Source organism: Oculatella sp. LEGE 06141 (genome assembly GCF_015207605.1).
Lineage (GTDB): Bacteria > Cyanobacteriota > Cyanobacteriia > Elainellales > Elainellaceae > Oculatella.
This window is the reverse complement of the sequence record NZ_JADEWO010000012.1, coordinates 131019-142147: the sequence shown is the minus strand read 5'-3', so window position 1 is coordinate 142147 and position 11129 is coordinate 131019. Positions and strand designations below refer to the sequence as shown.

General features: G+C 53.0%; 9 protein-coding genes. 2 read left to right on the top strand and 7 right to left on the bottom strand.

Annotated features, from left to right (window positions below; genetic code table 11):
- On the bottom strand, positions 1–1717 hold a 1717-nt coding region (locus IQ268_RS11415), incomplete at its 3' end, for a DUF1565 domain-containing protein (protein ID WP_228035268.1).
- A 605-nt stretch (positions 1718–2322) separates the two neighbouring features.
- Between IQ268_RS11415 and IQ268_RS11410 the strand changes: the two genes are divergently transcribed.
- Positions 2323–2877 carry an alpha/beta hydrolase gene (locus tag IQ268_RS11410; protein ID WP_193878598.1) on the top strand — a complete coding sequence of 185 codons (555 nt, stop codon included), beginning with the start codon at positions 2323–2325 and terminating at the stop codon, positions 2875–2877.
- A 149-nt stretch (positions 2878–3026) separates the two neighbouring features.
- Here IQ268_RS11410 and IQ268_RS11405 read toward each other — a convergent pair whose 3' ends face one another.
- Both IQ268_RS11405 and IQ268_RS11400 read right to left on the bottom strand, forming a co-directional pair.
- Positions 3027–3227 (bottom strand): hypothetical protein, encoded by a 201-nt coding sequence (locus tag IQ268_RS11405; RefSeq protein ID WP_193878596.1) that lies wholly within the window; start codon positions 3225–3227, stop codon positions 3027–3029.
- Between the two features lie 122 nt (positions 3228–3349).
- Positions 3350–4195: a low-complexity tail membrane protein gene (locus IQ268_RS11400; RefSeq protein WP_193878594.1), complete on the bottom strand. Its 846-nt coding sequence runs from the start codon at positions 4193–4195 to the stop codon at positions 3350–3352.
- A gap of 255 nt (positions 4196–4450) precedes the next feature.
- Between IQ268_RS11400 and IQ268_RS11395 the strand changes: the two genes are divergently transcribed.
- Entirely contained in the window at positions 4451–5608 is a 1158-nt protein-coding gene (locus tag IQ268_RS11395) for an HhoA/HhoB/HtrA family serine endopeptidase (protein ID WP_193878592.1), read from the top strand.
- Between the two features lie 134 nt (positions 5609–5742).
- On the opposite strand, the gene tkt is transcribed toward IQ268_RS11395, so the two are convergent.
- The 4 genes from tkt to IQ268_RS11375 form a co-directional block, all read right to left on the bottom strand.
- Positions 5743–7746, bottom strand: a complete 2004-nt coding sequence (gene tkt / locus IQ268_RS11390) for a transketolase (RefSeq protein ID WP_193878590.1) — start codon at positions 7744–7746, stop codon at positions 5743–5745.
- A 369-nt stretch (positions 7747–8115) separates the two neighbouring features.
- The gene (gene fabF / locus IQ268_RS11385; RefSeq protein ID WP_193878588.1) at positions 8116–9375 is read right to left on the bottom strand and encodes a beta-ketoacyl-ACP synthase II; all 1260 of its coding nucleotides are present in this window, start codon (positions 9373–9375) and stop codon (positions 8116–8118) included.
- 132 nt (positions 9376–9507) lie between these two features.
- Entirely contained in the window at positions 9508–9753 is a 246-nt protein-coding gene (acpP, locus tag IQ268_RS11380) for an acyl carrier protein (RefSeq protein WP_193878586.1), read from the bottom strand.
- Between the two features lie 239 nt (positions 9754–9992).
- Positions 9993–11054 (bottom strand): ABC transporter permease, encoded by a 1062-nt coding sequence (locus IQ268_RS11375; RefSeq protein ID WP_193878584.1) that lies wholly within the window; start codon positions 11052–11054, stop codon positions 9993–9995.
- Between the last annotated feature and the right edge of the window lie 75 nt (positions 11055–11129).

Sequence of the window (11129 nt, the reverse complement as noted above, 5' to 3'; positions counted from 1 at the left end):
TGGGTGATGGGGGTTGGGCTGAAGGGGGTTGAAGTTGCGGTGGTTGCGTCTGTGTTGGTGGGGTTTGTTGCACCGTCACCACATAAGGCGATGGAATTGCTTCTGCTTGTCCAGCGCTAACCAACGCCTGATAGACCAGTGCGGCAATATCAGCCCGTGTCGCTTCCTGGTTAGGGTTAAGTTGATTCACATTAGGATAGTTCACCACGATATTACGCTCGGTGGCGGCTGCGATCGCCCCCGTCGCCCAGGTTGGAATTTGGGATGCGTCCTGGTAGCGGCTAAGCACGGTTCCCTGGTTGCTGGTGAGATCTAAACCGCTGGCTAACGATACCAGCGCTTGCAGTTTCGGAATCTGCTGATTGGGTTGGAAGACCTGCCCCGGATAACCGCTCAAAAAGCCGCCGCGATACGAGGTTTGGATTGCCTGGTTTGCCCAAAAGCTAGACTGTACATCGGCAAAGGTGGAACCCGCTCGTTTTGGGGTTGGGTTGAATGCATTCGCCAAAATGGTGGCAAACTGAGCGCGAGTCACCGGATCGTTAGGACGATACGTTCCGTCGGGAAAGCCGCCAATCACACCCCGTGACGATAACGCTTCAATATAAGCCTGCGCCCAATGCCCCTGCACATCGGGGAACGTGATTGGTGCATTCACCGCTCGGGCGACAAATTCTACCTGACCCGAAATTTCTTCAATCTGGTTGCCGATCGCAATCAGGGTATTGGTACGAGTGGCATTGTAGAGGTCATATCGACTGTTGCCGCTAATCAGGTTTTCACCGGCCTGTTCGGCGGTACCCAGATCAGGCTGAGCATTGGAAATAGCGACAACTCCATCGCGTGCGTTGTTACGAATGACGTTATTTCGCAGCACCGGACGGGCGGCATCCGAAACAACAATGCCATCTGTGTTCGATAGCACCTGATTTCCTTGAATCAACGGGGTAGAGTTGCCGCCGATCGCAATCCCAAATCCGGTACTTTGAAAGACGTTATTGCGAATTTCTCCACGGGCGTTGCGTGCGATCGAAACGCCATTACCGCTATTGCCTGTAAACACGTTGTCTTCAATGGTGGGTGCCCCGGTGCCGGTAATAAAGATACCGTCGCGCAGGCTGTCGGCAAAGGTGCTGTCTCGAATGGTTGGATTTGTTGATTCAATCCAAATTCCTGTCCCGCGTGACTCCGGGTTGGTCACCGTTACGCCTGTAATGGTGCTGTTATCGAGCGGTCGAATGGTAACGCTTTGTCGGGCAAAGGATGGGCTAACAAAGATTCCTCCCCCAATGATGGAAACCGTTTGCCCTTTTGTTGTCGCATCCCCTTGAATTGTGATGTTGGCTGGAATAACCAGCGGAAACACTTCTCCAGTTTCGCCAGTGTAGCTACCCGGTGCGAGCTGAATAATGGTATTGGGTTGAGCCTGCTGCAACGCATAGGTAATCGAGCGAAACGGAGCAGCTTCACTTCCCTGACCAGCACGGTCTGCACCCAGTGCCGGATTAACATACAGCACCCTGGCGTTGAGAGGGGTTTGCGCGGTTAGCGTCGGAGAATGGGTTTGTGCCCAAGCCGGAGAAAGGTTAACGGTGGCTCCTGCCAGCAGCAGTATGGCTAGCCCAGCTCGTAAGGGCAATCGAGCCAAAACTGCCCGCTGGCTGGAGCAAGGGGTTTTCCTAAAAATCTGCATTGCTCTAGAACCCTGACGTTTCATGATGGTCATACCTGAAAATTGAGTTTGTATCCAGCGATAGTGGCTAAGCGGAAGTCAATAGCGGCCTAAAATTGACACCGTTCGACAATGGAGTAGACCCTACCTCCACAAGTCATCCATCGTGCTTGAATTGTGAATTGCGCCACTCTTGATGAAGAGCAGGATGATGGAAGTATTGCTTCAAACGTTAAGACCAGGGTGATTGCTGGTGTGGCTCGGTGAGCAAGAACACTCACGCCGATCGCCACATCAAAACCCTACCTGAGTCTAAGACCCCTGTCATTTAAGTTTGTGTAGACCCGGAGTTTGTTCCCCTTCGATTTTGTACCAGTCCTGTACTGCAAGACCTGGAGTTCCTAAGAACTTAACAATTGCTGATTCAAGGGGAGCGCTACAGTCCTGAATGGTGTTCCAGTATAGTGTCTCAATGTCCACTTACTTGAACAATGGCCTCTTTAAATGCTATTCACTACCATTTGAGGCAACGGTTGAGGCAACTGGATGCGAGGCTATGATCAATCAGCGCTGCAACTCTAGCGATGAAACTGTCGTCAGAAATACAAGTGAGACCTGTTGCAGAAAGAGTACCAATGAGAGGATGAGTCATGGGCGTGCAGTTTTCAGCACTACGGCGAATTTTATTTGTGGGCATTGCTCTGGGAATATGGCTCAACGGAGCTGATGCGATCGCCGCTGAGCGAGTTCGGTTAAAGTATCGCATCTTTCAACGATCGATCGCGGTAGAAGACTTAACCAACCTGGCTGAAACAGGTGAAGTGTCACGTCCGTTGCGGGTTTATCTGCGTTTAGCCAGACGCGATCCAGAATCGGTACGTCAAACCCTGAATCAGGAGGTCGCCGTGTCGCCCACGCTGCTCGATCGGGGGTTGAATAATCCGGCTGGCGATTTGGTTCTCGATCAGATCGGTCAAGCGATTTATCCACCGTCTGGGGAAGCTAGCCGAGAAGCCATGCGATCGGCGCTGGTACTATCAGCCAGTGACAATAACCGCATCAGCCTGATTGAAGTGATCCAAAACTATCCCACCCAAGAAGTCGTTGTTGATGGCAACCGCCTGGAAGATGCTTACCGCCAACTGCGGGCGTTAGGAGGACGGATTGAAGACATTCTGCCCATTACCCTGCCCAACATCTTTTGATGCTGGGGTATTAAAGCTGACGACATGGCCGCCAGTCTCGCATGGGTTCAAATCCTGCTAACGGTGCAGAGCAGAATCTAACCTGGACACAGCAATAGGGCACTCTTGTTAGAGTGCCCTATTGCTGTATTGAGCTTTGGCGTTGCGGTTTAGTAAGCTAGCGTCTCTAGCGTCTCTCGCAGATAGGTACGCACAAGCTGGTCAAGACTTAGCTCGCCTAAACTGGCATTAAAAATGAGTCGTTCAGCTTGCCACCGCTGAAATCCGGAGCTAGCCGCGATCGCCCGCTTCAAGCTTCCCCAAATTTCGTCTTGAGATTGGCTATGGGGCATGGACGTAGAACTCGCCATAATGACCTCGGAAAACGGCAAAGAAGTTGGGATACGAAACAATACCAACTCACTTCACTAGCATAACGTTAGCGATTCAATTCGGTTGTGCTGCGTTACACCGTTAAACCGTCAACCAGCCGTTAAAGGGTTGGATGCTCAGACTCTAACTGGGCAGGGGTATCCGCTTCTATTTCTGCTTGTGTTGGATCATCTACGGCGGTGGGGGGTTGCTCGATCTCGACCCAGTCGCTAGTTTCGACCGAGTCGGTGGTGGCTGTGCTTTCCTCCAGAGCCAGGGCTACATCTGATGGAAGCTCCTGACTCGCACTGGCTTCAGCCAGAGGTTCAGGCCGGGGGGAGGGTGAAACAGATGAGTCAATCACAGCGGCAGGGGCTTCCTGTTTCAGGGGCGGCAGAATGCGCCGAACTTTCAGGCCAAACAGCGTGAAATCTTTTGCAATTCTCTCAGGGGGGTAGGGATCGGCTGCTGCGAACTGCGCCTCGCTAACCATTAGCACCCGCATGACGCTAACGGGCACCTGCAAAAACAAATTGCTGACCAAAAACGCCCCCGCCGCCAGTAATAGCCCTGTCAAGCGCCATCCCGATGCGGGTACCAGATCCGACGCGATCGGGGCAACCCGGTACAGTTGCCATAAAACAATCGCTGAAACGACAGCCGCCCCAACCGCTAGAATTCGCACTTCTGCCGTTTTGAATAGCCGCAACAGCTTGCGTTGCTCGACGGTCAACTGGTCGGGCTTAAGCGAGAGTGCGACCAGGCTAAAGATACAAAATGGCTTCTGCCACTGCATCCACAAAATGGGCGCAATGCCTGCGATCGCCACTAGAGCTAGTTCTAACCCCACTGGCAACACCGGATCGCCGATCGCCAGCCCAATGAAGCAAATTTCTAAAAAAATGGGCAGTGCCGCTAACCCTGCCAGATGAACCCACAAGTACGGATCGATCCAAAAAGAGCGCATAGTATAGTTTGAGCTGCATTATTAGTCATATTAATACCGCAGGGGAGCAGGGGTTAAATCTTGAGGCTCAAGTTTACCTTTTTTAGGTAGAAGGCTCTTGGTTTAGACAAGTCGGCTGGATGAAAGAGGAACCCCATGCCGTCTCCTGGAACGGTGATGGAAGGATGTCAGGAAGGGTCTTAGGGTAGAGGTCAAATTCAGCAAAAACATCTGATGCTTAGGAGTGGCTTTTCTCATGAGACATCAAGATCGGATATGAATAAGGCTCAATGGCACTGGCATCCTATTCCGTTTTTACTATCGGTTCTTTTAAGTGTTGGACTATGGGTGTGTTACACCCCCCCAATCGCATTAGCGGCACCGTTGAACTGGGGCGATCGCTCTCAGCCTATGCAACTGGCTCAGGCTGATCCTGGTTCTAATTTCGTTACAGCTGCCGTTGAAGCGGCTGGGCCAGCCGTGGTGCAAGTCAATGTGTCTAAAACCTTAAGCACCGACGTCCCCGACTTTCTGCGTCCGTTTCTGGGTGGAGTGCAGCCCACTCCTTCTACCGGGCGAGTGGTGCAGGGCATTGGCTCTGGCTTCGTAATTGATGCCGACGGGCGAGTGCTGACCAATGCCCATGTGGTTGCTGAAGCCGATACCGTCTCGGTTTCCTTTCCCGATGGCCGCATTTTGGAAGGGGAAGTGTTGGGCACCGATCGGGTGACGGATGTAGCGGTGATTCAGGTCAGGGGAGACAATCTGCCCCATGTCACGATCGGGGATTCGGATCGGGTGACGCGGGGACAGTGGGCGATCGCCATTGGTAACCCGCTGGGGCTGCAAGAAACAGTAACCGTGGGAGTCATTAGTGCCACCGAGCGCAACAGTACGGCAATCGGCATTCCCGATAAGCGCATTGGCTTTATCCAAACCGATGCTGCCATTAATCCAGGCAACTCCGGCGGGCCATTGCTAAACCAGGCCGGTGAGGTAATTGGTATGAACACCGCCATCATTGGCGGCACGCAGGGATTGGGCTTTGCGATTCCCATTAACGCCGCCAAGCGCATTGCCGAGCAATTAATTGCAACCGGAAGCGTTGAGCATCCATACATTGGCATTCAAATGGTGCCGCTCACCGCCTCAATTAAGCAACAAATCAATGCCGCTAGCAACGTGCAGGTTGATGCAGAACAGGGAATTTTAGTGCTGCAAGTGGCTAGAAATTCCCCTGCGGCCAAAGCCGGGTTGCGGGAAGGCGATGTCATTCAAGCGGTTAACGGGCGCACGGTAACGGATGCCAATCTGTTGCAGCGATTGGTTGAAGAAAACGGGCTGAACAAAAAGCTGGAACTCAATGTGCTGCGTAGACAGAGAACCCTCAACCTTGCGGTTCAACCAGACCAGCTCCCGGCGCAAGTGCAGTAAGCCTGAGTGTCGTGTTTCAGTTGGTGTACCGGGCATGGGTAGAGATACCATCCATCGCCTCTCTACCTGTCCAGACAGCAGAAAAGCCCTCCTGTAAGGGAGGGCTTTTGTTTGTGTAAAGGAACGGTTATGGATTAGCCCAACAGCGCTTTGGCTTTGGCAAGCACGTTCTCGGTGGTGAAGCCAAATTTCTCTAGCGCGATCGTTCCTGGTGCAGATGCGCCAAAGCGATCGATCGAGACAGCAACACCGTCTAGACCCACATAACGGTGCCAGCCAAAGCTCGTTCCTGCCTCTACCGACAACCGCTTCACCACCGACTTAGGCAACACCGACTCGCGGTAGGCTTCGTCTTGGGCTTCAAACAGTTCCATGCTGGGCATAGAAACCACTCGCACTTTCTTACCCTCGCCCCGCAGTTTGTCGGCAGCCTCGGCACAGAGATGCAGTTCTCCGCCCGTTCCAATCAAGATGATGTCGGGCGTGCCGTCGCTGTCCGACAAAATGTAACCGCCCTTCAGCGTGTTCTCAATCGATGAACCAGCCAGGTTTGGCAGATTTTGACGAGATAGCGCCAGCAGCGTTGGCCCTTCACGACGCTCAACCGCCGCTTTGTATGCGCCAGAGGTTTCATTCCCATCCGCCGGACGCATCACAACCAGGTTAGGAATCGTCCGCAGGCTAGCGACATGCTCAACGGGTTGGTGGGTTGGGCCGTCTTCACCCAGGGCGATCGAGTCGTGGGTCATAATCCAGATCACCTGCGTGCGAGACAACGCCGACAGACGAATGGCACCACGCATATAGTCAGTAAACACCAGGAACGTTGCCCCGTAGGGAATGACACCGCCGTGCCGTCCCAGGCCGTTACAGATTGCGCCCATGCCATGCTCACGAACGCCAAACCAGATGTTGCGGCCTGTATATTCGCCCTTCTGGAAATTGCCAGCCCCTTTCAGCAGGGTTTTGTTCGAGGAAGCCAGGTCTGCCGAACCGCCAAACAGCTCTGGTAAAACGCCAGAAATAGCGTTCAGCACATTACCAGAGAGGTTACGGGTTGCGTCTGCTTTATCGTCTGGGGTAAAGGTAGGCAGCGCTTTCTCCCACTGGTCAGGCAGTTTGCCGCTCAAGAGCCGCTTGAACTCAGTCGCCTCGTTGGGATACTTCGTTTCATATTCCTGCAATAGCTGGTTCCACTCTGCCTCAGCATCGGCACCGCGCTGAATAGACTTGCGGTAATGGCTCAGCACATCATCCGGAATGACAAACGGCTCATGTTGCCAACCCAGGTGTTCACGGGTAGCCTGCACTTCATCTCCTCCTAGCGGCGAACCGTGGGCGGTGTGGGTGTGTGCTTTATTGGGCGAACCGTAGCCAATTGTAGTGCGAACGCGAATGATAGAAGGCTTGTCGGTGACCGATTTAGCAGTTTCGATCGCCTTATGAATTCCGTCAATGTCGGTGTTGCCGTCTTCCACCATCTGCACATGCCAGCCGTAGCTCTCATAGCGCTGGGTAACATCTTCGGTAAATGAGAGGCTGGTATCGCCATCCAACGAGATCAGGTTGTCATCGTAAAGCACGATTAATTTACCCAGACCCAGATGCCCTGCCAGAGAACACGCCTCGGCGGAAACACCCTCCATCAGGTCGCCATCGGTGGCAATGACATAGGTGTAGTGATCGACGAGAGACAGATCGGACTTGTTAAATTGAGCCGCCAGATGCGCCTCGGCCATGGCCAACCCAACACCATTAGAAATTCCCTGACCCAGTGGCCCAGTGGTGACTTCTATACCTTCGGTTTCAAAGTTCTCTGGGTGCCCTGGCGTTCTAGACTCCCACTGCCGGAACTGTTTGATGTCTTCGATACTGACGCTGTCGTACCCGGTCAAGTAAAGTAGCGCATACTGCAACATGCAGCCATGTCCACCGGAGAGAATGAAGCGATCGCGGTTAAACCACTGCGGATTTTTGGGGTTGTACCGCATGAACCGATCCCAAAGGACAAATGCCATTGGAGCCGCGCCCATCGGCAGACCGGGATGCCCAGAGTTTGCCTTCTGGACAGCATCGATCGCCAAAAAGCGAATGGAATTAATACAGAGTTCTTCGAGGGATTGGGTTGCAACAGCCATGATCTTTATCTACTCAACGACGGTGTGACACTTGACAAGCCATGTTTGCCATGACAAATCAGCAGGATCAAACAAAAGGATTGAAATAACGTGGATTGCCCTTAGGCTGTAAATCCATCATCCCATCAGCAGGATTGTGGGGCAAGAATCCTGACGCACAACAGCAAACCAAACCGCAGAGCGATAGGCAACTATACTTATCGCTCCTATGGGTAGTGTATCGCTTCAGGGCAAAAACAAACGGTAAGCGCCCCTCCACCCTGAGGCTACAGCCTGACGAGGTTCACCCGGCGTAAGCTCACCAGCCAATAAAGCAAATTGGTTCACGTCTTGCCAGCTCTTGGCTGCGTCTTGCAGCAGTGGATACCTCTACTGCCGATATTTCCTAAACGCTAGCGTAACATTGTGACCACCGAAGCCAAACGAGTTGGAAAGCACCACTTCCACAGGTTGACTGCGGCTTTGATTGGGCACATAGTCGAGGTCGCACTTTGGATCGACATTTTCCAGATTGATGGTGGGGGGAACCTGATCGTTTGCCACCGCCAGGGTTGCCGCCACCGCTTCAATGCCGCCGGAACCACCCAACAGGTGCCCGGTCATCGATTTGGTTGAGCTGATGGCTACCCGATAAGCATGGTCACCCAGCGCGGTTTTAATGGCTGCCGTTTCGTTCGGGTCATTAACCGGGGTACTGGTACCGTGGGCGTTGATGTAACTCACCTGGTCGGGCGTTAGCCCCGCATCCTTTAGACACAGCGAAATCGCTCTGGCTGCGCCCTCGCCTTCGGGAGCAATATTGGTCATGTGGTATGCGTCGCACGTCATTCCATAGCCAACAATTTCAGCATAAATTTTGGCTCCCCGGCTAAGCGCATGTTCTAGCTCCTCCAGGATGAGAACGCCAGCACCTTCACCCAGGACAAAGCCGTCGCGATCGCGATCGAACGGACGACTGGCATGGGCTGGATCGTCATTGCAGGTAGTCATGGCTCGACACGCCGCAAATCCGGCAACCGACAACGGTGTGACCGCCGCTTCTGTGCCGCCGCAAATCATCGCCTGGGCATATCCTCGTTGCACCAACCGGAAGGCATCGCCCACGGCATTAGCACCCGCCGCACAGGCCGTTACCGTGCAAGAATTTGGCCCCTTTGCTCCTAGATGAATCGCCGTTAGCCCCGCCGCCATGTTGGCGATCATCATCGGCACCATAAAGGGACTACAGCGATCCGGCCCTTTGTTGAGATAGATTTCCTGCTGTTCTTCCATCACTTTGAGACCACCAATCCCGGTCCCAATGATGACACCAATTTGTTCGGCGTTTAAGTCATTAATCTCCAGTCCAGCATTGGCGATCGCTTGTTTGCTGGCAGATACAGCAAACTGTGCAAATCGATCCATGCGCTTCGCATCTTTGCGGTCTAAATACTCGTGGGGGTCAAAGCCCTTCACCTCGCCCGCAATTCGACAATCGTGGCGAGACGCATCAAATAACGTGATAGGGCCAATCCCGTTCCGCCCGCTTAACAGCCCTTCCCAATAGTCAGCGAGCGTATTTCCAATTGGCGTAATCGCACCAAGACCAGTGATGACGACCCGCTTCAACCCAGAATCAGAACTTGTCATGACGGCAGTCTCAAGGGATCAAATACCCAGAACACAAAACAGGTAAATGAGTAAAACAGAACTGGGGAAATCAGAGCAATGTTACTACGCTTGTCCCTTTATCCCCAATCGTTGAGGCTCAATCGTTAACGCTTAGGCAGCAACTTTGCTATTGATATAGTCCACGGCAGACTGAACAGTAGCAATGTTCTCTGCCGCTTCATCTGGAATTTCAATATCAAATTCTTCTTCTAGTGCCATCACTAATTCGACCGTGTCAAGGGAATCAGCCCCCAGATCGTTGGCAAAACTTGCTTCTGGCTTTACTTCGTTTGGATCAACGCTAAGCTGATCGGCAACGATCTTTTGGACTTTCTCGAAAATTTCCTCTTGGCTCATAAACTATCCTTTCGTGGACGCGGCAGCTAATGTTAAACAACCAATCCCATTTCCATCCCTACCTGGCTTGGCAAGCCTCAATCAGTAACGGCTGAGGTGCGCCAGAGGGACGGTCAGAGTTTTGGCATTCCTCCATCTTATCTGAAAGAGGGACGGGGTTGATGTAAGAAGGACAGATTGAGAAGTGGGGGACAGGTTGAATGTTCGCCCGGATGTACGGTAGACCCAGGGGCAGAGGTCTAGTTCATTTCAGAGAGGTTGATCCGCGGATCGACGACGGTGAGCATCAGATCGGCGAGGAGGTTGCCGATGATCAGCATAACGGCACCCATCATCAAACTAGCCATAACCAGATAAAGGTCTTGAGCCGTAACAGCCTGTAAAATCAAACGACCCAAACCTGGCCAGTTGAAAAAGTTTTCGGTGATGAAGGCTCCACCGAGCAATCCGGCAAACTCAAACCCCAACAGGGTGACGAGGGGGTTAACCGCGTTGCGAAGGGCGTGAATGTAGATAACGCGATTTTCTGGCAACCCCTTTGCCCGTGCGGTCTGGATGTAGTCTTGGCGCAGCACGTCGAGCAGTTCACCGCGAGTGATGCGCTGCAATCCGGCAAAGCTGGTGATACTGAGGGCGATCGTTGGCAAGATCATGTGCCAGGCAATATCCACCACTTTGCCGAGGGGAGTCAGGTCAGCATGATCAATACTGGTCATGCCGCCCACCGGAAAGATGGGCGATAGCAGTTGGGCTAAGTAAAGCAGCAGCAGTCCGGTAATCAGGGTGGGGAATCCCTGACCGATGTAGCTGAGGACGCGCAGAACCCGATCGACCACTTTGTTTTGATGAACCGCGCCAATGATGCCCAGCGGAACGGCGATCGCCCAGGTGACCAGCAGCGACGACAGCGATAGCAGCAATGTTGCCGGGATCCGTTCTAGCAACAGCGATGTAACCGATCGCTGATAGGCGAAGCTGATGCCAAAATCGCCCTGGGTGACGATTTGCTGCAACCAGAGAAAGTATTGCTCGATCGCGGGTTTATCCAAGCCAAACTGCTGTTCTAGCTGGTTAATCGTCTCTTCCGAAATTTGCGGATTTTGCCGAATCGTGTCTAGAAAGTTGCCGGGAGCCAGTTGAATAATGAAGAAGCTCAACGCCGACGCCAGAAACAGCGTTAGCAGCGCTTGCAGCAACCGCTTAACGATGTAAACAAACGTTTCGCCCCGAATGATGTCGCCGACGCGATCGAGAAACGACTGAAACCGTTGCCGAATAGGAGAGACTCGAGTGGAAGTCATGGCTCACAAAATAGGGTCGGGATAGAGATAAGGGCATATGAGGCTAGGGGAGTGCTGATCGTCTGCCCAACCGTC

Bases quoted from the DNA above. Each gene is read 5' to 3' on its own strand.
- IQ268_RS11410 (WP_193878598.1), top strand. From the start codon at position 2,323: ATGGGCGTGCAGTTTTCAGCACTACGGCGAATTTTATTTGTGGGCATT.
- IQ268_RS11405 (WP_193878596.1), bottom strand. From the start codon at position 3,227: ATGGCGAGTTCTACGTCCATGCCCCATAGCCAATCTCAAGACGAAATT.
- IQ268_RS11400 (WP_193878594.1), bottom strand. From the start codon at position 4,195: ATGCGCTCTTTTTGGATCGATCCGTACTTGTGGGTTCATCTGGCAGGG.
- IQ268_RS11395 (WP_193878592.1), top strand. From the start codon at position 4,451: ATGAATAAGGCTCAATGGCACTGGCATCCTATTCCGTTTTTACTATCG.
- tkt (WP_193878590.1), bottom strand. From the start codon at position 7,746: ATGGCTGTTGCAACCCAATCCCTCGAAGAACTCTGTATTAATTCCATT.
- fabF (WP_193878588.1), bottom strand. From the start codon at position 9,375: ATGACAAGTTCTGATTCTGGGTTGAAGCGGGTCGTCATCACTGGTCTT.
- acpP (WP_193878586.1), bottom strand. From the start codon at position 9,753: ATGAGCCAAGAGGAAATTTTCGAGAAAGTCCAAAAGATCGTTGCCGAT.
- IQ268_RS11375 (WP_193878584.1), bottom strand. From the start codon at position 11,054: ATGACTTCCACTCGAGTCTCTCCTATTCGGCAACGGTTTCAGTCGTTT.